We start from the raw sequence: 20,475 nt of genomic DNA on the forward strand, positions 1-20,475 counted from the left end.
GTGACGGAGGGCAGGGACGCGGCGGGCCGGCTCGATCGGGTGTCGCTACTCGCCCGTCTGCGTGAGACCGATGCGTGGGACGTCGTCGTGATCGGCGGCGGAGCGACGGGGCTGGGCTGCGCAGTCGATGCGAGCTCGCGCGGCCACCGCACGCTGCTGCTCGAGGCCCACGACTTCGCGAAGGGGACCAGCTCGCGCGCGACCAAGCTGATCCACGGCGGCGTGCGCTACCTCGCGCAGGGCAATCTCCCGCTCGTGCATGAGGCCCTTGCCGAGCGATCGCGCCTGCTCGCCAATGCGCCGCATCTGGTGCGCAAGTTGCGCTTCGTCGTTCCGGCCTATCACTGGCTGGATATCCCCAAGTTCGGGGCCGGCCTCGCGTTCTACGATCTGATGTCGGGCATGCACGGCATCGGCCGCAGCCGCGTGCTCGATGCCGCGAGCACCATCGTCGCCCTGCCGACGCTCAGGCCCGGCGGCCTGCGCGGAGGAATCGCCTACTGGGACGCCCAGTTCGATGACGCGCGACTTGCGCTGGCCCTGATGCGCACGCATGTCGACCTCGGCGGGCTCGCGCTCAACTATCTTCCCGTCGACGGCCTGGTCGTCGAGGACGGACAGGTGAACGGCGTCCTTGCGCACGACGCCGAGTCCGGGGAGACGTTCCGCATCGCCGCGGGTGTCGTCGTCAACGCCACCGGGGTGTGGGCCGACGCCATCCGCCGCGCGGAGCTCCCGCAGGTACGTCCCTTGCTGAAACCCAGCCAGGGCGTGCATGTCGTCGTGGATGCGGAATTCCTCCCCGGACGCGATGCGCTGCTGGTGCCGCAAACCGCCGACGGACGCGTCCTTTTCGTGATTCCGTGGCAGGGGCGGGTGCTGATCGGCACCACGGATTCGCCACGGCAGGACCTCCCGCTGGAGCCGCAGCCGCTCGCGGGCGAGATCGATTTCATCCTCGACGCCGTTGCGCCCTATCTCGTGCGGCCGCCCACACGTGCAGATGTCCGCAGCGTCTTCGTCGGCCTGCGTCCGCTGATCGGCGCGGGCGACCGTTCCGCCACCCGTAGCCTGTCGCGCGAGCACTGCATCGAGGTGTCACCGGGCGGACTGGTGACGATCACCGGCGGGAAATGGACCACCTATCGCCGCATGGCTGAGGAGACCGTCGATACCGCGCAGTCGGTTGCCGGCCTGTCGCGCCGTCCGTGCGTCACCGCCGAGCTGCGTCTGCACGGCGCGGAGGCGGGGGCCTCCTCCGATCCCTACGGTTCGGCGCGCGCCGCCGTGGACGCGTTGCCCGGCGCCGGACGCCCCGTGCATGCGGGTTTGCGCCTGACCGAAGCCGAAGTGCGTTACGCTGCGCGCTGCGAGCTCGCCCGCGGCGTGGAGGACGTGCTGGCGCGTCGGCACCGCGCGCTGTTCCTCGACGCCGCCGGAGCGGCGGCCGCTGCGCCGCAGGTCGCGCGCCTGCTGGCAGAGGAACTGGGAAAGGATGCGGCCTGGTGCGAGGCCGAGGTGGGGCGCTTCGGCGCGCTCGCCCGACAATACGCCCGGCCCGAAGAAAAATAAGAAGGGAAGGTCGCGCGGAGCGTAAGCCGCCCGTGCAGCTTGCCCGTCGAGGAGACCCGCGTGACATCCTTGCGTATCGCATCGCTGACCCTGGTCACGATGATCGCCTTCGCGGCCAATTCGGTGCTGTGCCGTCTTGCGCTCCAGAATACCGCCATCGATCCGGCGAGCTTCACCGTGATCCGCCTCGTGTCCGGCGCGGTGATGCTCGTCATCCTGCTGCAGTGGCGACGCCAGCGTCCGGGCACGGCGGGCAACTGGGGATCGGCCCTGGCCCTGTTCGCCTACGCGGCGGGATTTTCCTTCGCCTACGTGTCCTTGCCGACCGGCGTGGGGGCCCTGCTGCTATTCGCGGCCGTGCAGGCGACCATGATCCTGACCGGAATCGCGCGCGGGGAGCGCCTGCGCGCGCAGCAGACGGCCGGCTTGCTGCTCGCGTTCGGCGGGCTGGTGTACCTGCTGATGCCGGGCCTGAGTGCGCCGCCGCTTGGCGGAGCGCTGCTGATGATAGGCGCAGGCATCGCGTGGGGCGTGTATTCGCTGCGTGGCCGCAAGGTTTCCGACGCATTGGCGGCAACCGGCGGCAATTTCCTTCGCACGGTGCCGATGGCGCTTGCGCTCGGCATCCTCGGTACCGGCGACGTTCGCGTCGATCCGGTCGGTGCGCTCTACGCGGTGCTTTCCGGCGCGCTGGCCTCGGGGGCCGGCTATGCCGTGTGGTACGCGGCGCTGCGCGGCCTGACCGCCACGACTGCCGCGACCGTCCAGCTCAGCGTGCCGGTGATCGCGGCGGTGGGCGGGGTGCTGTTCCTCGGCGAGGCGCTGACCCTGCGCCTCGTCGTGTCGTCGATCGCGATCCTCGGCGGCGTCGCCATCGTGCTGCTCAAGCGCCGTGCCTGATCGGCGCAGTTCAGCGTGCCGGGCCGCAGCTGATGCGCTCGGCCGAATATACGGTCGCGCTGGCAACCGTCCGCGCGAATTGCCGCGTGCCGCTCTCGATCCGCGTGAGGACGCGCTGCAACGCGCTGGCGGGGGGCGGTTCGAGCCGGATGCGGGACTCGCGGTCAGCCTCGATGACCAGCCGGCCATCGCCTGGCACACGGAAGCGGTCGCCTGCGCCGAGCCACTTGTCCTGTGAGTATCCCTCAAGTGTCAGCCATGCGTGGCCGCTTTCCAGACTCACTTCCCAGTCACTCGCATCGTTGATCGAGAGGATTCCGCCTGCTTGCAGATTCCATTCCGGGCGCGCATATTTCGCTTCCATGATGCCTCCTGATGCTCCGGTCGAACAACCGTCGTGGGAGGAATTGTCATCGCGAACGGCGATCGTGAAAATCGATCTTTTCTGGCATGTTTGTGAATAAGGCTCACATATGGAACGCCCCGGGAAGCTTCCGCCGCTGCCGGCGCTGCGTGCCTTCGAGGCGGCGGCACGCCTGTCGAGCGTCTCGCGCGCGGCCGACGAACTGTTCGTCACGCACGGCGCGGTCAGCCACCAGATCCGCACGCTCGAGGAGCATCTCGGCTTTCCGCTCTTCCAGCGTCAGGGCCGGGCAGTCGCACTGACGCCGGCCGGCGAAGAGCTCCTGCAGGCCGCAAACGGCGCCCTGCGGCAGATCGCCGATAGCGTGGCGAGTCTCAGACGGCGCTCCAATCCGAACCGCCTGTCGATCAGCGTCATGCCGTCCTTCGCCAGCCGCTGGTTGACGCCCCGAATCGGCGCCTTCATCGACGCCCACCCGTCGGCGGAAGTGAATATCACCGCCACCGGCGCCCTCACGGATTTCAGCCGCGACGGCATGGACCTGAGCATCCGCTGGGGCCCGGGAGGCTACACGGGAGTCAGGAGCGAACTGCTGATGGACGACGTCCTGTTCCCGGTCGTGAGCCCCGCCCTGTGTGCCGGGCACCCACTGCGCGTCCCGGCGGACCTCGCCGGGCTGCCGCTGCTTCGCTCGGAAGGGGAGGACTGGGCGCCCTGGTTTTGCGCCGCGGGACTCGACTGGCCGGAACCGGCCAGTGGCCTGATGCTGTCCGATTCCGCCCTGGTGCTTCAGGCTGCGCTGGAAGGCCGCGGCGTCGCGCTCGCCCGCCGCAGCCTTGCCGCCTCGGCGCTGCGTGCGGGAAAACTGCTGCGACCGTTCGATATCGCGATCGAGGCGCGGCATGCACCGGAAGGGCTCTGTGCGCACGATTTTCCGCCTGATCTGCCGTTCGCGCAGCGCCCGCTGTGGCGCTACTGGATCGTGCTGCCGGAACGGACGCCCGAGACATCGTTGCTCACGGCGTTTCTCGAGTGGCTGCGTGCCGAGGTGGCGACCGATCTTGCAACACCTCTGGCGCCGCTGCCGACGGGGCGCGGGAGCTTTGCCGCCCTGATGTGATCCCTTTGTTCAGGTGGCCGTCGTGCCGGTGCCGGCCACGCTGCGCGCCAGCGTGACGACCGCCTCGAGCCCCCCCTCGGGTCTGTTCGCCAGCCGTACGTCGCCGCCCTGCGCCCGCAGCAGGTTGCGCGCGATCGCCAGCCCCAGTCCGGTACCGCCGGTTTCCCGGCTGCGCGAGGACTCCACGCGGTAGAAAGGCTCGAACACCTTGTCGAGCTCGTCCGGAGACAGGCCGGGGCCATCGTCGCGGATGCGCAGTTCGCAGGAAGCGGGCTGCGTGTGCAGCGCGATGCGCACGCGCCCCCCGAACTTGTGCCCGTTCTCGATCAGGTTCCACAGCGCGCGCCGCAAACCGCCCACTTGCCCGCGGCAGGGCGGGACCGTGTCACCCTCGATCTCGACGTCCCAGCCCATGTCCTGGGCGTCGTCGCGCAAGGCCGTGACCAGGGCGTTCACGTCGATCGCCTGCTTCGGCGCGCTCGCGTCCAGACTACGCGCGTAGTCGAGCCCTTCCTTCGCCAGCGCCTGCATCGCGTCGAGGTCGCTCTGGAACTTCGCGCGCAGGGCCTCGTCGTCGATGAGCTCGGCGCGCAGCCGCAGGCGCGTGATCGGGGTCTGCAGGTCGTGCGAGATCGCGGCCAGGATGCGCGTGCGTTCATCCACGTGCCGCAGGATGCGCTCCTGCATGCGATTGAAGGCGTGCGCTGCCTGCGCGGCTTCGGCGGGTCCGTCGGTGGCGAGCGGCGTGCGGTTCGGATCCTCCCCCAGCGCGTCGGCGGCGGCCGCGAGCCGTGTGATCGGGCGCGTCGCGATGCGCACGGCGAACCAGGTCAGTAGCGTGACGCCGACGAGCAGCGCCAGCAGCGAGGTCACGAGGCTGCCAGGTGGAAGCAGCGGTGGCCGCATGCCGAACATCGGACCGGGCATGCGGATCAGCAGCGGAGTGCCGTCGCCCAGACTCAGGCTGACGAAGGACTGGGAGCGGTGCGGATGCTCGTCGTCCGACCGCGTACGGGTGAGCACCTCGACACGGCGATCCGGCAGGGCCTCGCGAATGGCTGCGGCAAGCGGGGCCGATGCGGTACTGGCGGTCGCGTCGGGCGGCGGCGGTGCAAGCGCGAAGCGCAGGCGGCGGCGCCCGACCGCATCGATCCAGTCTTCGCGCTGACCCGCGGGCAGGTGTTCGAGCACATCGACGGCGGCCGCGATTTCGCGCGCGACGCCCTCGAACAGGACCTCGCGCGCGTAGCGGTCGCGTTCGCTGACGAACAGCGCCAGACTCACCGCGAGCACGACCACCATCCCGCCCAGCCAGATCAGCATCAGGCGGGCGAACAGCGTGCGGGTCCAGCGTGCTCTCATGACGCCTCGTCTTCCGGCGTGACCGGCGTCACCGCGCATGCGAGCACGTAGCCCTCGTTGCGCACCGTCTTGATGATCTCGGGTTCGCGCGCATTGTCGCCGAGGCGCTGGCGCAGCCTGCTCACGAGCAGGTCGATCGAGCGATCGAAGACGTCCGCCTCGCGGCCTTGGGTCAGTTCCATCAGCTGGTCGCGATTCAGCACCCGCTGCGGATGCGAGAGGAATACCGACAGAAGCCTGTATTCGGCGCCGGACAAGGGGACGATCGTACCGTCGGCGCCGACGAGATGGCGACCCACGGTATTCAGGCGCCAGTGCGCAAAGCCCAGTTCGCTCGCGTGCTGCACCGGCGCCGCATCGAGATTGGGCGGCAGCGCGCGTGCGCGGCGCAGGACGGCGCGGATGCGTGCGAGCAGCTCGCGCGGCACGAAAGGCTTCGGTAGATAGTCGTCCGCTCCCATTTCCAGCCCGAGGATGCGGTCCATGTCCTCCCCCCGCGCGGTCAGCATCAGGACCGGCGTGTTCACGTGTGCGCCGGCGGCGCGCAGGTTGCGGCACAGGGTCAGGCCGTCCTCCCCGGGCAGCATCAGGTCGAGCACGATCAGGTCCACGCGGTGGCGGTCGAGGGCCGCCTTCATCTCGCGCCCGTCCGCGGCGGTCGTACAGCGCATTCCCTGCTTTTCGAGGTAGTCGGCCAGGAGCGTGCGGATCTCGCGGTCGTCGTCGACGATGAGGATATGGTCGGGCGCGTTCGTCATGATCATTGAATCGTTGCAGCGGGGCGGCAGGGGCCGCCCCGGGAGTTCGGGTCGATCGAATCTTACGGCCGCGAGGCTGCCGGTTTGTATCCCAGAGTATCGCCCACGGCGCGCGAAACACGACCATTCAATCGGACCCTCTGCGGACAAATCGCGCATACACGCCGGTGATCAAATGACTCTGCCGCCCACGACGGGCGAACCCGAACACCCACCGGAGAAGGACCATGAAAACCTGGATGAAGAATTCACTTGCCGCCGCGCTGATCGCGACGATCGGCATGGGAGCCGGTGGGGCTGTTGCGGCGCCGTGGGGCGACTGTGACGGTCCGCGTGGCGCAATGCACCGGACCCACCGCATGGACCCGGCAGCCATGTCCGAGCACATGACCCAGCGCCTTGCGACGCTGCAGACCGCGCTCTCCCTCAAACCCGAACAGGTGCTGGCGTGGGAGCAATTCAAGAGTGTGATGCAGGACAAGGCGCGGAGGATGTCCGAACACATGCAGGCGATGCGCACGCAGGAGCGTCCCAAGACTGCGCTTGAACGCATGGAGCGCATGGAGTCCCACGCGAAGGAGCGCCTGGTGTCGATGCAGGACGTGCGCAAGGCCACCGAGGCGCTGTATGGCGGACTCGATGCGACGCAGAAGAAGACCTTCGACGAACGGTTCCCGATGTCCGGACCGCGCGGAATGGGGCGCGGCGGGAAAGGCGGCGGCCGCATGGGGCCGGGAATGATGCCTCCGGCGGGCGCCGACGGCACGAACTGAGCTTGATCCGGCGCACGGAAGCCTCGTGCGTCGGCGTATCGCAACAATGAAAAAGCCGCGCCTTGTGGGCGCGGCTTTCAGCTTGGGCGGGCCTGATGGCGGCCCGCCTATGCCCCTTTGATCAGTGGAACTGCTCTTCTTCGGTCGAACCGGTAAGGGCCTTGACCGAGGACGAGCCGCCCTGGATGACGGTGGTGACGTCGTCGAAGTAGCCCGCGCCGACTTCCTGCTGGTGCGAGACGAACGTGTAACCCTTATCGCGGGCGGCGAATTCCTGCTCCTGGACCATTTCGACGTAGTGTTTCATGCCTTCGCCGCGAGCGTAAGCGTGCGCGAACTGGAAGGTGTTGAACCAATTGACGTGGATACCGGCCAGCGTGATGAACTGGTACTTGTAGCCCAGCGCCGACAGCTCGTCCTGGAACTTGGCGATGGTCTTGTCGTCCAGGTTCTTCTTCCAGTTGAACGACGGCGAGCAGTTGTACGACAGCAGCTTGCCCGGGCAGGCGGACAGCACGGCCTGCGCGAACTCGCGGGCAAAGCCGAGGTCCGGGGTGCCGGTCTCGCACCACACCAGGTCGGCGTACGGGGCGTAGGCGACACCGCGGCTGATGGCCTGCTCGAGGCCGTTCTTCACGCGGTAGAAGCCTTCCTGGGTGCGCTCGCCGGTGAGGAAGGGCTTGTCGTTGGCGTCATGGTCCGAGGTGATCAGGTTCGCGGCTTCCGCGTCGGTACGGGCCAGGATCAGCGTCGACACGCCCATCACGTCGGCGGCGAAGCGGGCCGAGATCAGCTTCTCGATCGCTTCCTGCGTCGGCACCAGCACCTTGCCGCCCATGTGGCCGCACTTCTTCACCGCAGCCAGCTGGTCTTCGAAGTGCACACCGGCGGCGCCGGCAGCGATCATGTTCTTCATCAGTTCGAAAGCGTTCAGCACGCCGCCGAAACCGGCTTCCGCGTCAGCGACGATCGGCAGGAAGTAGTCGATGAATTCCTTGTCGCCCGGGTTGACGCCGCGCGACCACTGGATCTCGTCGGCGCGCTTGAAGGTGTTGTTGATGCGGCGAACCATCGTCGGCACCGAGTCGTAGGCGTACAGCGACTGGTCCGGGTACATGGTTTCGGAGGTGTTGCCGTCGGCGGCGACCTGCCAGCCCGACAGATAGACGGCTTCCAGGCCGGCCTTGGCCTGCTGCATCGCCTGGCCGGCGGTGATCGCGCCGAAGGCGTTCACATAGCCCTTCTTCGCGCCGCCATTGACCTTTTCCCACAGCTTCTCGGCGCCGCGCTTGGCCAGGGTGTGCTCGATCGGCAGGGAGCCGCGCAGGCGGACGACATCGGCAGCGGCGTAGCCGCGCTTGATGCCTTTCCAGCGGGGGTTTTCGGCCCAGTCTTTTTCGAGGGCGGCGATTTGCTGTTCGCGGGTCAGGGTCATGACAGTTCCTTCTCGACGGATGGTTTACGTGCTGGTTTCAACTCGGCTGCTCGCCCGGTCGGTGTTCGGGTCGGGCGGGTCTCGCCGGTACGGGGTCCGCTGAAGCGTCCTCGTGTGGGGAAAAGTATAGGGACGATCTCGCTTTGCAGCAATAAGTCTTATATAAGATATAAGAAATTATTTGATTAAATAAAATCAACGAGTTGAGATCGTGATTTCATACCGTGAGATGGTGATTGGCGTTGTGAAATGAAATTCTGCTGCGGCGCGCAAGGTCGGTCGCGCGGGCGCAGGCTCAAGGCCGGGGCCGGCGCATGCAGCGCAGCCCCGTGCGGGTTATAGCAGGGGCGATTCGGAAACCACGACGCCGTCTTCGTCCGCGTAGACGAACTGACCGGGCACGAAGGTGACGCCGCCGAACGTCACCAGCAGATCCCTGTCGCCGGCACCCTTCTTGATGCTCTTCTGCGGGTGCGTGCCGAGCGCAAAGACGCCGATGTCCATGCCGGCGATCGCCTTCGAATCGCGGATGCAGCCATAGACGATCACCCCGGCCCAGCCGTTCTTCACGCCCAGCTGCGCCAACTGGTCGCCGACCAGCGCACAGCGCATCGACGCGCCACCGTCGATCACGAGTACGCGGCCGTAGCCTGGCCCCTCCAGTGCGGTGCGCACCAGCGAGTTGTCCTCGAAGACCTTGAGTGTCGCGATCTCGCCGCCGAAAGCGGGGCGGCCGCCGTAGCTGCGGAACATCGGGCTGACGACGCGGAGTTTGCCCTCGTGGGCGTCGCAGAGGTCGGCGGTCTGGATTTCCATGCTTGCGTTTCCTTGTTTGCTGGCGGTTGACAGGGGGACTCGATGAAACGCGCACACCTGCGCGTGCTCAGGGCTGGCACGATAAACCAGCGCGACACACAAAAAAAGGGCGACCCGCAGGTCGCCCTTCCCGGTTGTGCCCGGTTCGCAGCGCTTGAACGCTCAGACTGTGGCCGCTTCGGTCTGGTCGAAGACCAACTTGACCTTGCCTTCTCCGTCGAGATCGATCGTCACCTTGCCGCCGTGCACGAGGCGACCGAACAGCAGTTCATCGGCGAGCGCCGAGCGGATCGTGTCCTGGATCAGGCGTGCCATCGGCCGCGCGCCCATCACCGGATCGAAGCCTTCGGACGCCAGCCAGCCCTTGAGTTCGTCGGTGAAATGCGCCTCGACCTTCTTCTCGTGCAGTTGTGCTTCCAGCTGCATCAGGAACTTGTCGACGACGCGCAGGATGATCACGTTGTCGAGCGGCTTGAACGAGATCGTCGCATCCAGCCGGTTGCGGAATTCCGGCGAGAACATGCGCTTGATCTCGCCCATCTCGTCGCCGACCTCGCGCTTGGCCGAGAAGCCGATCACCGACTTCTGCATCATCTCGGCCCCCGCGTTGGTCGTCATGATGATGATGACGTTACGGAAATCCGCCTGCCGGCCGTTGTTGTCGGTCAGTGTGCCGTGGTCCATGACCTGCAGCAGGATGTTGAAGATGTCCGGGTGAGCCTTCTCGATCTCGTCGAGCAACAGCACGCAGTGCGGCTTCTTGGTGATCGCCTCGGTCAGCAGGCCGCCCTGGTCGAAGCCGACATATCCCGGCGGCGCACCGATCAGCCGGCTCACCGCATGGCGCTCCATGTATTCCGACATATCGAAGCGCACGAGCTCGATGCCCATCGTGAAGGCGAGCTGACGTGCCACCTCGGTCTTGCCGACGCCGGTGGGGCCGGAGAACAGGAAGCTGCCGATCGGTTTCGCGGGATTTCCCAGGCCCGAGCGCGACATCTTGATCGCCTTGGCGAGCGCGTCGATCGCCGCCTCCTGGCCGAACACGACGTTCTTCAGGTCACGGTCGAGGTTCTTCAGCGCGGCCTTGTCGTCGCTCGACACGCTGCGCGGAGGAATGCGCGCCATTTTCGCGACGATGTCCTCGATCTCGCCCTTGCCGATCGTCTTGCGCTGCTTCGACTTGGGCAGGATGCGCTGTGCGGCGCCCGCCTCGTCGATCACGTCGATGGCCTTGTCGGGCAACTGGCGGTCATTGATATAGCGGGCCGAAAGCTCGGCCGCCGAACTCAGGGCGGCCGTCGAGTATTTGACGCCGTGGTGCTCCTCGAAGCGGCTCTTGAGTCCCTTGAGGATCTCGACCGTCTCCGCGACCGAAGGCTCGGTCACATCGACTTTCTGGAAACGCCGCGACAGCGCGTGGTCCTTCTCGAAGATCTGGCGGAATTCGGAATAGGTGGTCGCGCCGATGCACTTCAGCTGCCCGGAGGAGAGCGCCGGCTTGAGCAGGTTGGACGCATCCAGCGTGCCGCCCGACGCCGCGCCTGCGCCGATCAGCGTGTGGATCTCGTCGATGAAGAGGATGGCGTTGCGCGTCTCGCGCAGCTGCTTCAGCACGGCCTTCAGGCGCTGCTCGAAATCGCCCCGATACTTGGTGCCGGCGAGCAGGGCGCCCATGTCGAGCGCGTACACCTGCGCCCCTTCGAGCACTTCCGGGATGCGCCCTTCGACGATGGAGCGCGCCAGACCTTCGGCGATCGCGGTCTTGCCTACGCCGGCTTCGCCGACCAGCAGCGGGTTGTTCTTGCGCCGCCGGCACAGCGTCTGGATCACGCGCTCGAGCTCGCGCTCGCGACCGATCAGCGGGTCGATCTTGCCGATGAGGGCCTGCTGGTTGAGGTTCTGCGTGTAGTTCTCGAGCGCGCTGTTACTCTGCGCTCCCTCGCTTTCCTGTTCGCCCTGTTCCTGGGGTTCGCTCTTTCCCGCTGGCGGCTGCCCTTGCTGCGGCGATTTGGAGATGCCGTGCGAGATGAAGTTCACCACGTCCAGGCGCGAGATGTTCTGCCGCTGCAGGAAATAGACTGCGTGCGAATCCTTCTCGCCGAAGATCGCCACGAGCACGTTGGCGCCGGTCACTTCCTTCTTGCCCGACGACTGGACGTGCAGGATCGCACGCTGGATCACGCGCTGGAAGCCGAGCGTCGGCTGCGTGTCGATCTCGTCCGTGCCTTCGACCTTGGGGGTGTGCTCGTTGATGAAATTCGTCAGTTCCCGACGCAACTCCTCGACGTTCGCTGCGCAGGCGCGCAGGACCTCGGCTGCAGAGGGGTTGTCGAGCAGCGCCAGCAGCAGGTGTTCAACGGTGATGAACTCGTGCCGCTTTTGCCGGGCTTCGACAAACGCCATGTGCAGACTGACTTCAAGCTCTTGCGCGATCATTCTCAGTTTTCCTCCATCACGCATGCCAGCGGGTGCTGGTGCTGACGGGCGAAGGATACGACCAGTTCCACCTTGGTCGCCGCGACGTCCTTCGGAAAGACGCCGCAGACCCCCATGCCCTCTCTGTGGACTTGGAGCATGACCCGCGTAGCCCGTTCGCGGTCCATGCCGAAAAATTTCTGCAGCACAACGATGACGAAATCCATTGGTGTGAAGTCGTCATTGAGCAACAGCACCTTGTATAGCGGCGGGGGCTTGGTGCGAGAGCGCTCCGCCTCGAGTATGAACTCGCCCTGTTTTTGCGTGGCCATGCAATCCATTCTAATGAAGTGGAAGCGGAGTGCAACAACTGCCGGGCGCCCCGGGCAAGGGGTCTGCGCCTTCGCGGAAGTGCGCCGATGCGACAAGCGGCATATTGCGGCGCAACGAATGCGCGTCGATGGATAAGCGCATTGGATTGACTGCAAACGGCGTCGAAGTGCGCATATTCAGGGGGTTTGAGTCGCTGCGATGCAGCAATTCGGGGGGCAATAAATTGTTGACGCTGTGCTGACAAATGCGTAAAAGCAGGACGGGTGCGAGATGCAAAGTTCAATGCACTGGTGATGTGGTCCTGGCCGTTTTTGGGGCCCCAGCATGGCAGTGCAGGTAGGGCTTCACTGAGCATTGATGCACTGAAGGGGGAGACCCCGCATCGTTTTAAGAAATCTTGAAGGATTAAGGCAACATGGCAACTGGTACCGTTAAGTGGTTCAACGACTCCAAGGGTTTTGGCTTCATTACTCCGGACGATGGTAGCGAGGACCTTTTCGCTCACTTCTCCGCGATCAATATGGCCGGTTTCAAGACGCTGAAGGAAGGCGAAAAAGTCTCCTTCGAAGTCACCCAGGGTCCGAAGGGTAAGCAGGCCTCTAACATCCAGAAGGCCTGATGTCCCTCTAGTCCCGAAGGTCGTACGCTCCAGCGAAAGGCCTTCAGGAAAAACAAGAGGCCGCCGGATCACTCCGGCGGCCTCTTGTTTTACGCGCTGCGTCCCTGGAGCAGGCCGCAGCCTGCGAGGGTGCTTACTTGAGCTTCACTTCCTTGTACAGGACGTGCTTGCGTGCGACGGGGTCGTACTTGTTGAACTCAAGCTTGTTCGGGGTGGTGCGCTTGTTCTTCGAGGTCGTGTAGAAATGACCGGTACCTGCGGTCGATTCCAGCTTGATCTTTTCGCGGCCGCCTTTAGCCATTTGAATCTCCGTTCAGTTACAGCGCTGCGTGGCGCAGCGCTTGGATCTGCAGTGTCAGACTCAGTGTCAAACTTTCTCGCCGCGGGCGCGCAGCTCGGACACGACGACGTCGATGCCCTTCTTGTCGATGGTGCGCAGCGCTGCGTTGGACACGCGCAGGCGGATCCAGCGGTTTTCAGCTTCGCTCCAGAACCGGCGATTCTGCAGGTTCGGGAGAAAACGACGCTTGGTCTTGTTGTTGGCGTGGGAAACGTTGTTTCCCACCATCGGTGCCTTACCGGTAACTTGGCAAACGCGAGCCATAGGTTGCTCCAGGGAATTCGGATTGCGGAAAACGCAAGATGATATCCGATGTGCCCGGACAGGAGCAAGTCCGTCGTGCGATTGTCGGACAAGGTCGGTCTCGCCGGCGGGTCGTCCTGCCCTACAGCAGGCCGCGTTCGGCGAAGGAGAGCGGTCGTGCATGGGCGGTGACGATGAAATGGTCGAGGACGCGCACGTCGACGAGGTCGAGCGCCTGCTTGAGGTTGCGCGTCAGCAACTCGTCGGCGCCGCTCGGTTCGCTGGCGCCGGAGGGGTGATTGTGCGCGAGGATGACTGCGGCGGCGTTGCGCGACAGGGCGAGCTTGACCACCTCGCGCGGGTAGACGCTGGTCTGCGTGAGGGTTCCGCGAAAAAGTTCGACCGCCTCGATCAGGCGGTTGCGGGCGTCGAGGAGCAGGACGCAGAAGACCTCGTGCGGCAGGTTGCCGATGCGCAGGCGCAGCCAGTCGCGCACCGCGGAGGGTGAGTCGAACACGTCGCGTGCGGCCATCTCCTCGCTCAGCGCGCGCCGCGCCAGTTCCATGACTGCCTGCAGTTGGGCATACTTCGCCAGCCCCATGCCGGGGACTGCAGCGAAATCGTCTGCCGGCGCGGCGCACAGGCGGGTGAGCGAGCCGAAGCGGTCGAGCAGGTCGCGGGCGAGATCGACGGCGCTCTTGCCGCGGATGCCGACACGCAGGAACAACGCGAGGAGTTCGGCGTCGGAGAGGGCTGCGGGCCCGCGTCCGAGGAGTTTTTCGCGCGGTCTTTCGTCTTCCGGCCAGTCGGTGATAGCCATGTCGGGAGCAGGTTGTGGGTGAATCGATAATTGTAAGGCATATGCCATGTGCGAATTGAAGGGACGCAAACTGGTCCTCGGCGTGACCGGCGGGGTGGCCGCATACAAGGCAGCGGAGCTCGTGCGGCTGCTGGGCAAAGCCGGGGCGGACGTGCATGTCGTGCTGACCGAGGGCGGTGCGCGCTTCGTGACGCCGGTGACCTACCAGGCGCTGTCGGGCAATCCGGTGTGGACGGACCTGTGGGATGCGCGCATGGACAACAACATGGCGCATATCGATCTGACGCGCAGCGCAGATGCGGTGCTGATCGCACCGGCGACGGCGGACGTGATCGCGAAGCTGGTGCAGGGGCGCGCGGACGACCTGCTGAGCACGCTGTGTCTCGCGCGCGAGTGCCCGCTGCTGGTGGCGCCGGCGATGAACCGCCAGATGTGGGAACACCCCGCGACGCGACGCAACATGGCGCAGCTCGTCGCCGACGGCGCGACGCTTCTCGGGCCGGCTGCCGGCGACCAGGCCTGCGGGGAGGTGGGCATGGGGCGGATGCTGGAGCCGGAGGAGCTGCTCGAGCACGTGATCGCATTCTTCCGGCCGAAGCTGCTCGCGGGGCGCAAGGTGGTTCTGACCGCCGGGCCGACCTTCGAGGCGATCGACCCGGTACGCGGGATCACCAACACCAGCTCGGGCAAGATGGGCTATGCGTTGGCGCAGGCATGCGTGCGGGCCGGTGCGGAAGTCGTGCTGGTGAGCGGCCCGACGGGCCTGCCCGTGCCGGTTGGCGCGCAGCGCGTGGATGTGCGCAGCGCCCTGCAGATGCGCGATGCGGTGACCGCGGCCCTGCCTGGTGCGGACGTCTTCATCGGCGTGGCGGCGGTGGCGGACTATCGTCCGGCCGAGGCCGCGGAGCACAAGGTCAAGAAGTCGTCGGCAGACATGACGCTGCAGCTGACGCCCAATCCTGACATTCTGGCCGAGGTGGCGGCGCGCGAAAATGCGCCGTTCTGCGTCGGCTTCGCTGCGGAGAGCCGCGACCTGGATGCCTATGCCGAAGGCAAGCGGCGGGCGAAGCGCCTGCCGATGCTGGTGGGCAACCTGGTGCAGGACGGTCTTGGCAGCGACGACAACCTGGTGATCCTGTACGACGACGCGGGGCGTCATCCGCTGGAGCGTGCGCCCAAGACCGAGGTCGCGCGCAGGATTGTCGAACACCTGGCCGGTCTGTTGAAGACGGCTGCCAACTGAGAGCGAACATGCACCGAATCGACGTCAAGATCCTCGACGATCGCCTGCGCGATCACAAGCCGTCCTACGCCACGCCGGGTTCGGCCGGGCTGGACCTGCGCGCCTGCCTGAACGCGCCGGTAACGCTCCATCCGGGCGAGACCGCGCTCATCCCGAGCGGCCTCGCGATTCACCTCGCCGACCCCGGGCTCGCTGCGATGGTGCTGCCGCGTTCGGGGCTGGGCCACAAGCACGGCATCGTGCTGGGCAACCTCGTCGGTCTGATCGATTCCGATTACCAGGGGCAGATCTTCGTGTCGGTGTGGAACCGCGGCCGCGCGAGCTTCACGCTGCAGCCGATGGAGCGCATCGCGCAACTGGTCGTGGTGCCGGTGCTGCAGGTCGGCTTCAACGTCGTCGATGAATTCACCGAAAGCGACCGCGGCGAGGGCGGGTTCGGCAGCACCGGCAAACACTGATGCATGTGGGGATTCCCGTCGGGGTGCATGTCCTGCTCGAGCGCGATGGCGGCATCCTGTTGATGCACCGTGCCGGGACGGGCTTCTTCGACGGGCTCTTCAGCCTGCCCGGCGGCCACGTCGAGCCGGGTGAATCCCTGGCCGGGACCGCGGTGCGCGAGATGCGCGAGGAGCTCGGGATCGACATTGCTCCGGCGGAGCTGGCGAACATGGGCGTCGTGCATCGGCGGTCGGACACGAACCGGGTGGACTTCTTCCTGCGGGCGAGGGCCTGGTCGGGTGAGCCGCACATCTGCGAGCCCGCCAAGTGCGATGCGCTGGGCTGGTTCGCGCGCGGCGAATTGCCGGCGAACACGGTGGCCTACGTGCGCGAGGCGCTGGCCGCGGGCGAGGGGCCGTGGCTGTTGGAGCTCGGCTGGCAGGCGCCCGAGAAGGGGTCGGAACCGGGCAGGTAAGGGGGCAATTAAGGGGCAATTAAGGGGCCGGCGAGGCGCCTCCGGACGCTTCAGGCGAGCGTGTCGGCCCGGATGCTCTGCGCCCACGCTGCGGCGTAGCGGCCTTCCTCTTCGCTTGCCGCCGACGACAGGCCGCCGGCGCCTGCGACCGGCAGGACGGTGCCCGCGGCAGCGTCATAGCGGTGTACGGTCGCGACATGGATCGCGTTGCGGTCATCGACGAAGCTGTAGCAGGTGTTCAGCAGTGTCGGGATGGGGTCGGGCGAACGTCCGTCGAGCAGTTCGACGATCGCGGCGGCGGCGAGCTTCGCCTGCTGGTTCGCGATGTGGCCGGACTTCGGCATACCCGGTGCGGCGAGTACCGCGTCGCCGATGACATGGACGCCGGGGAGCGCGCGCGCTTCCATCGTGCGCCAGTCGACGTCGACCCAGCGGCCATTGGTCAGTGGGATGCCCATGCGGTCCACGAGGCGCCCCGCGCGCATCGGCGGAATGACGTTGAGGACGTCGGCACGGACCCTGTCGAACTCCAGGTCCGCGCTCAGGGTTTGGGCATCGACCGACAGCAGGGTGCTGTCGGGGCGATACTCGATGATGTCCCTGTACGGTCCTGCAAAGGCTGCCGCGAACAGCGCCTTCTTGGACTGGATCTCGCTGTTCGCGTCGAGCACGAGCAGCTTCGCGCGCGGCTTTCGGGCTCGCAGGTAGTGTGCGACGAGGCAGGCGCGCTCGTAGGGGCCGGGCGGGCAGCGGTAGGGGAACCTCGGGACGTGCAGTGCGAACACGCCGCCGTCCGGCATCGCCTCGATCTGGCGACGCAGCAGTTCGGTCTGCGGGCCGGCCTTCCACGCGTGGGGAATGCGCTCGGAGTTGCCTGCCAGCCCGGCGATCTGTTCGGTGAGGAAATCCACGCCGGGTGCCAGCACGACGCGATCGAAGCCGATGTCGCCGTGGCGGGCGAGGCGGGCCTGGCGTCGGGTGACGTCCACGTGGACGACTTCATCGTTGACCACACGCACGCCCCAGCGCGTGCGAAGGCGGTCGTAGCTGGCGGTGAGGTCGCCCAGGTTGCGCAGGCCGGCGAGGACGAGGTTGGACATCGGGCAGGAGACAAAGCGCGCCTCGCGCTCGATGAGCGTGACGTCGATACGCCCGGCGCTCCACATGCGCAGGTACTTCGCCGTCGTCGCGCCGCCGTAACCGCCACCGACCACGACGACGTGCGCGGCGCCGCGCCGCGGGGCGGACGAACACGCGGCCAGGATTGCGCTGGCCGGCGCGGTCGCGGCAAGGCTCAGGCTGTGCAGGAAACGGCGTCGGTTCATCGCGGATCGAGTGCCAGGTCAGGGCTGGTGGCGAGATGGGTGGCGATCAGCGAGAGCTGTTCGTCGCTGTAGCCGCGCACGATCTGATGCATGACGGTCGCGGGTGCGTCGCCGCTGCGGAACGCGCGCAGCCGCTGCAGGATGCTGTCCGCCGGCAGGCCGACGATGCGCGGGATCGCGTTCGGCGCGGGGGTGTCGGCCGAGTGACAGGGGGTGCAGTTGGCGGCAAGATTGCGCGCGTGGAGGGCGGCGAGGTCGGTGGCGGATTCGGCGGCATGAGTCGTGCCGGCAAGCAGGCACAGGGCGGCGAGGGTAGACTTGCCGGTCACGGACGTTCTCCATGCGTGGCGCGTACGGGGGACTGCGCAGTATAGCGCGCGTGAAAGGCGCGTCCGGGCGGCTGAGAGGTAAATGGAATTTCGGGAGCAGGGATGGATAGTCGGCGCAGGGATGTGCTGAAGGCGGGTGGTGGGCTGGGGATCTGGTCCGTGCTGGCGGCCGCCGGGATCGTCACGCCGGCGCAGGCTCAGGATGCGAGGAACGTGGCCGCGTTCGAGGCCACCACTCTGGACGACGCCTTGCGGGCGCTGGGTGCCGGGAACGCCGCGGAGAGCGGCGCGATCCGCATCGGAGCCCCGGATGTAGCGGAGGACGGGCGTGCGGTGGCGCTCTCGGTGGCCAGCGACATTCCGCGGACCGAGCAGATCGTGATCCTCATCGAAGAGAATCCCTACAAGGTCGCCGCGAGTTTTCGCCTCTCCGGGGCGATGGCTCCGTCGATCCAGACGCGGGTGAAGATGGCCCGTTCGACGCGCGTGCACGTATTGGTGAAGGCCGACGGCCGCCTCTTCGCGGCGCGGCGGGAGGTCACCGTGACCGTCGGGGGCTGCGGGACATGAGCACGCCGACGCGTATCCGCGCGACGCTCAAGGACGGGGGCACGGAATTGCGTATGCTGTTGTCGCATCCGATGGAGAACGGCTTGCGCAAGGATGCCGAGGGCAAGCGCATTCCGGCGCACTTCATCACCGAGCTGAGCGTGCGGCGCAACGGCGAAGTCGTGCTGGCGGCAGACTTCGGCCCGTCGATCGCGACGAATCCCTATCTTGCGTTCAGCGTCGGCGGCGGTGCCGCGGGCGACGAAATCGTGGTGAGCTGGCGGGACAACCTCGGCGAGACGCGCAGCGACACGATCCGGGTCGCGTAGCGGCTCAGGCGCCGATGTGGCGGTCGCGGGTCGCGTGCAGGTGACAGAAGCGCAGTTCGTCGGGGTAGGGGAAGAAGTCCTCGACGTAGCCGCTGCGGATCGACGCCTGCGTGCGCTGCCAGAAGGCGGGCGTCAGCAGGTCGCGGTGGTGTTTCAGGAAGGCCTGGCGCACGCGCGGGGCGCCTAGCAGGAAGGTCGCGAATTCCTCGGGAAAAACGTCCATGGGCCCGGTGGAGTACCACGGCTCGCTCGACATCTCCATCTCAGGGTACGGCGCCTCGGGGATGTGACGGAAATTCATGTCCGTCATGTAGTCGATCTCGTCATAGTCGTAGAACACCACTCGGCCGTAGCGCGTGACGCCGAAGTTCTTCCACAGCATGTCGCCGGGGAAGATGTTCGCCGTGGCCATCTCCCTGATTGCGTTGCCGTATTCGCGCACGGCGTGCTCGACCTGTTCGTCGCTGGAGCGCTCGAGGTAGATGTTGAGCGGCGTCATGCGGCGCTCGATATACAGGTGCTTGATGACGATCGAATCGCCGTCGAACTCGTAGGCGGTCGGGGCGAGGGCGCGCAATTCCTCCAGCAGTTCGGGATGGAAGCGCGCCAGCGGCAGGGCGGCGTTGGAGAACTCCAGCGTGTCGGCCATCCGGCCCACGCGGTCGACACGTTTGACCATCAGGTATTTGCGCTTCACCGTGGCACGATCCATGTTCTTGGAGGCGCCGAACACGTCCTTGATGACCTTGAACACGTAGGGATAGGAGGGGAGCGTGAACACCAGCATCACCAGGCCGCGGATGCCCGGCGCGATCACGAACTGGTCGTTGGAGTGGCGCAGGTGCGCGATGAGGTCGCGGAAGAACATCGTCTTGCCCTGCTTGCCCAGTCCCAGCATCGTGTAGAGCTCCGAGCGGTGCTTGTTGGGCATGATCGAGCGCAGGAACTGGACGTAGCCGGACGGCACTTCCATGTCGACGAGGAAGTACGCGCGCGACAGCGAGAACAGCACCGAGATGCGCCACGGGTCGAGCAGGATGGTGTCGATCTCGAGGCGCCCCGAGGCATTGTGGCGCACGGCGATCGCGAACGGATATTCCTGGTAGCCGTTGATGCCCTTGCCGATGATGTAGGCCGTCTTGTTGCGGTAGAAGGCCGAATACAGCACCTGGATCTGGCAGTTGACCTCCATGTCGGGCCACTCGCCGAGGTGCCGGTGCACGGTGTGCAGGATCAGGTCGATGTCGCGGTCGAGGTCCTCGAAGGGGCGCTCCCAGTCGAAGTCCTCGACGATGCGGCGCACGGTCGTGCGCAGGCCCGCGTCGCGCGGGTAGTAGCTGCTGTACACCGGCGGGTAGGACTCCATGTACTCGGTGGAGATCGCCGGGCGCGCGAACAGGTAGTCGTTGTTGAAGTAGGTGCGGTGCAGGATCTTGCAGCACACCGAATTGAAGAATGTCTCGGCGAGTTCCGGCTGCTTGTGGCGGATCAGGATGCCGATGTAGTGGAGCTTGGCCTGCTGCCAGGTGTCGTCGTCGACCGAATCGGCATCGAACTCCTCGTGCAGGCGGCGCACCGTCTCTTCGACGCGGTCGTCGTAGAACTGCACGCGGTCGCGCACCGCAGCGAGCTGGGCCTGCCAGTCGGCGGCCTCGAAGCTTTCCTTCGCGCGTCGGGAGGTCTCGCGAAAGATGCGGTAGTGCTTGTTGAAGCCCTCGATCAGTGTCTGTGCGATCGACTGGGCAAGGACGTTTTCTCCCGTCGGTGCTTCCATGGCTTCCTCGTCACGGTGATGGCGGCGTGGCAACAGGGCGAATGCGCTCGATTCTAACGCGCCGCGAACGTGTTGCCCGACGGATCATGGCAACCGCGCAGCTGCCTGCCGGCGCTGGCCCTGTGCCGCTCCCTCGTTCG

Annotated in this window: 23 protein-coding genes; 10 read left to right on the forward strand and 13 right to left on the reverse strand. The window is 66.3% G+C overall.

What is annotated here, in order from left to right; all coding sequences use genetic code 11:
* The gene (locus tag GPA27_RS05695; RefSeq protein ID WP_256222793.1) at nucleotides 1–1,572 is read left to right on the forward strand and encodes a glycerol-3-phosphate dehydrogenase/oxidase; all 1,572 of its coding nucleotides are present in this window, start codon (nucleotides 1–3) and stop codon (nucleotides 1,570–1,572) included.
* Between the two features lie 60 nt (nucleotides 1,573–1,632).
* Nucleotides 1,633–2,472 (forward strand): DMT family transporter, encoded by an 840-nt coding sequence (locus GPA27_RS05700; protein WP_169138445.1) that lies wholly within the window; start codon nucleotides 1,633–1,635, stop codon nucleotides 2,470–2,472.
* Between the two features lie 10 nt (nucleotides 2,473–2,482).
* Here the strand turns inward: GPA27_RS05700 and GPA27_RS05705 are convergent, their stop codons facing one another.
* Nucleotides 2,483–2,836 (reverse strand): DUF2917 domain-containing protein, encoded by a 354-nt coding sequence (locus GPA27_RS05705; RefSeq protein WP_169138447.1) that lies wholly within the window; start codon nucleotides 2,834–2,836, stop codon nucleotides 2,483–2,485.
* 109 nt (nucleotides 2,837–2,945) lie between these two features.
* Between GPA27_RS05705 and gcvA the strand changes: the two genes are divergently transcribed.
* The gene (gcvA, locus tag GPA27_RS05710; protein WP_169138449.1) at nucleotides 2,946–3,956 is read left to right on the forward strand and encodes a transcriptional regulator GcvA; all 1,011 of its coding nucleotides are present in this window, start codon (nucleotides 2,946–2,948) and stop codon (nucleotides 3,954–3,956) included.
* 9 nt (nucleotides 3,957–3,965) lie between these two features.
* Here gcvA and GPA27_RS05715 read toward each other — a convergent pair whose 3' ends face one another.
* Both GPA27_RS05715 and GPA27_RS05720 read right to left on the reverse strand, forming a co-directional pair.
* Complete coding sequence (locus GPA27_RS05715; protein WP_169138451.1) at nucleotides 3,966–5,318, reverse strand: ATP-binding protein; 1,353 nt, start codon at nucleotides 5,316–5,318, stop codon at nucleotides 3,966–3,968.
* Nucleotides 5,315–6,076 carry a response regulator gene (locus tag GPA27_RS05720; RefSeq protein WP_169138453.1) on the reverse strand — a complete coding sequence of 254 codons (762 nt, stop codon included), beginning with the start codon at nucleotides 6,074–6,076 and terminating at the stop codon, nucleotides 5,315–5,317. Before GPA27_RS05720 ends, GPA27_RS05715 begins: the two co-directional genes overlap by 4 nt.
* A gap of 227 nt (nucleotides 6,077–6,303) precedes the next feature.
* On the opposite strand from GPA27_RS05720, the gene GPA27_RS05725 reads away from it, so the two are divergent.
* A complete protein-coding gene (locus GPA27_RS05725; RefSeq protein ID WP_169138455.1) occupies nucleotides 6,304–6,849 on the forward strand; it encodes a Spy/CpxP family protein refolding chaperone in 546 nt (181 codons plus the stop codon).
* 121 nt (nucleotides 6,850–6,970) lie between these two features.
* Here the strand turns inward: GPA27_RS05725 and aceA are convergent, their stop codons facing one another.
* From aceA to clpS, 4 genes are all read right to left on the reverse strand, one after another.
* The gene (gene aceA / locus GPA27_RS05730; protein WP_169138457.1) at nucleotides 6,971–8,284 is read right to left on the reverse strand and encodes an isocitrate lyase; all 1,314 of its coding nucleotides are present in this window, start codon (nucleotides 8,282–8,284) and stop codon (nucleotides 6,971–6,973) included.
* A 336-nt stretch (nucleotides 8,285–8,620) separates the two neighbouring features.
* The gene (gene rraA / locus GPA27_RS05735) at nucleotides 8,621–9,100 is read right to left on the reverse strand and encodes a ribonuclease E activity regulator RraA (protein ID WP_169138458.1); all 480 of its coding nucleotides are present in this window, start codon (nucleotides 9,098–9,100) and stop codon (nucleotides 8,621–8,623) included.
* A gap of 162 nt (nucleotides 9,101–9,262) precedes the next feature.
* A complete protein-coding gene (clpA, locus tag GPA27_RS05740) occupies nucleotides 9,263–11,539 on the reverse strand; it encodes an ATP-dependent Clp protease ATP-binding subunit ClpA (RefSeq protein WP_169138459.1) in 2,277 nt (758 codons plus the stop codon).
* A 2-nt stretch (nucleotides 11,540–11,541) separates the two neighbouring features.
* Nucleotides 11,542–11,850, reverse strand: coding sequence for an ATP-dependent Clp protease adapter ClpS (clpS, locus tag GPA27_RS05745; RefSeq protein WP_169138460.1), 309 nt, complete (start codon nucleotides 11,848–11,850; stop codon nucleotides 11,542–11,544).
* A 416-nt stretch (nucleotides 11,851–12,266) separates the two neighbouring features.
* On the opposite strand from clpS, the gene GPA27_RS05750 reads away from it, so the two are divergent.
* On the forward strand, nucleotides 12,267–12,470 hold the full coding sequence (locus GPA27_RS05750) for a cold-shock protein (RefSeq protein WP_018990831.1): 204 nt from the start codon (nucleotides 12,267–12,269) through the stop codon (nucleotides 12,468–12,470).
* A gap of 133 nt (nucleotides 12,471–12,603) precedes the next feature.
* On the opposite strand, the gene rpmG is transcribed toward GPA27_RS05750, so the two are convergent.
* From rpmG to radC, 3 genes are all read right to left on the reverse strand, one after another.
* Complete coding sequence (gene rpmG / locus GPA27_RS05755) at nucleotides 12,604–12,771, reverse strand: 50S ribosomal protein L33 (protein WP_018990830.1); 168 nt, start codon at nucleotides 12,769–12,771, stop codon at nucleotides 12,604–12,606.
* Nucleotides 12,772–12,837: 66 nt separating this feature from the next.
* Nucleotides 12,838–13,074 (reverse strand): 50S ribosomal protein L28, encoded by a 237-nt coding sequence (rpmB, locus tag GPA27_RS05760; protein ID WP_018990829.1) that lies wholly within the window; start codon nucleotides 13,072–13,074, stop codon nucleotides 12,838–12,840.
* A 121-nt stretch (nucleotides 13,075–13,195) separates the two neighbouring features.
* Entirely contained in the window at nucleotides 13,196–13,873 is a 678-nt protein-coding gene (radC, locus tag GPA27_RS05765) for a RadC family protein (protein ID WP_169138461.1), read from the reverse strand.
* 46 nt (nucleotides 13,874–13,919) lie between these two features.
* On the opposite strand from radC, the gene coaBC reads away from it, so the two are divergent.
* The 3 genes from coaBC to GPA27_RS05780 are packed head-to-tail and all read left to right on the forward strand — an operon-like array spanning nucleotide 13,920 to nucleotide 16,029.
* Entirely contained in the window at nucleotides 13,920–15,116 is a 1,197-nt protein-coding gene (gene coaBC, locus GPA27_RS05770) for a bifunctional phosphopantothenoylcysteine decarboxylase/phosphopantothenate--cysteine ligase CoaBC (protein WP_169138462.1), read from the forward strand.
* 8 nt (nucleotides 15,117–15,124) lie between these two features.
* Nucleotides 15,125–15,574, forward strand: coding sequence for a dUTP diphosphatase (dut, locus tag GPA27_RS05775; protein WP_169138463.1), 450 nt, complete (start codon nucleotides 15,125–15,127; stop codon nucleotides 15,572–15,574).
* Nucleotides 15,574–16,029 (forward strand): NUDIX hydrolase, encoded by a 456-nt coding sequence (locus GPA27_RS05780; protein ID WP_211164849.1) that lies wholly within the window; start codon nucleotides 15,574–15,576, stop codon nucleotides 16,027–16,029. The genes dut and GPA27_RS05780 overlap by 1 nt, the downstream gene beginning before the upstream one ends.
* 50 nt (nucleotides 16,030–16,079) lie before the next feature.
* Here GPA27_RS05780 and GPA27_RS05785 read toward each other — a convergent pair whose 3' ends face one another.
* Nucleotides 16,080–17,354, reverse strand: a complete 1,275-nt coding sequence (locus GPA27_RS05785) for an NAD(P)/FAD-dependent oxidoreductase (RefSeq protein WP_169138464.1) — start codon at nucleotides 17,352–17,354, stop codon at nucleotides 16,080–16,082.
* On the reverse strand, nucleotides 17,351–17,683 hold the full coding sequence (locus GPA27_RS05790; RefSeq protein ID WP_256222799.1) for a c-type cytochrome: 333 nt from the start codon (nucleotides 17,681–17,683) through the stop codon (nucleotides 17,351–17,353). Before GPA27_RS05790 ends, GPA27_RS05785 begins: the two co-directional genes overlap by 4 nt.
* Nucleotides 17,684–17,785: 102 nt before the next feature.
* Here GPA27_RS05790 and soxY point away from each other — a divergent pair, with 102 nt between their 5' ends.
* Entirely contained in the window at nucleotides 17,786–18,253 is a 468-nt protein-coding gene (gene soxY, locus GPA27_RS05795) for a thiosulfate oxidation carrier protein SoxY (protein ID WP_169138466.1), read from the forward strand.
* On the forward strand, nucleotides 18,250–18,561 hold the full coding sequence (gene soxZ, locus GPA27_RS05800; protein WP_169138468.1) for a thiosulfate oxidation carrier complex protein SoxZ: 312 nt from the start codon (nucleotides 18,250–18,252) through the stop codon (nucleotides 18,559–18,561). Before soxY ends, soxZ begins: the two co-directional genes overlap by 4 nt.
* A gap of 4 nt (nucleotides 18,562–18,565) precedes the next feature.
* Here the strand turns inward: soxZ and aceK are convergent, their stop codons facing one another.
* Nucleotides 18,566–20,335, reverse strand: coding sequence for a bifunctional isocitrate dehydrogenase kinase/phosphatase (aceK, locus tag GPA27_RS05805; RefSeq protein ID WP_169138470.1), 1,770 nt, complete (start codon nucleotides 20,333–20,335; stop codon nucleotides 18,566–18,568).
* Nucleotides 20,336–20,475 lie beyond the last annotated feature (140 nt).

The sequence above is a fragment of the Aromatoleum toluolicum genome, assembly GCF_012911005.2.
Taxonomy (GTDB): domain Bacteria; phylum Pseudomonadota; class Gammaproteobacteria; order Burkholderiales; family Rhodocyclaceae; genus Aromatoleum; species Aromatoleum toluolicum.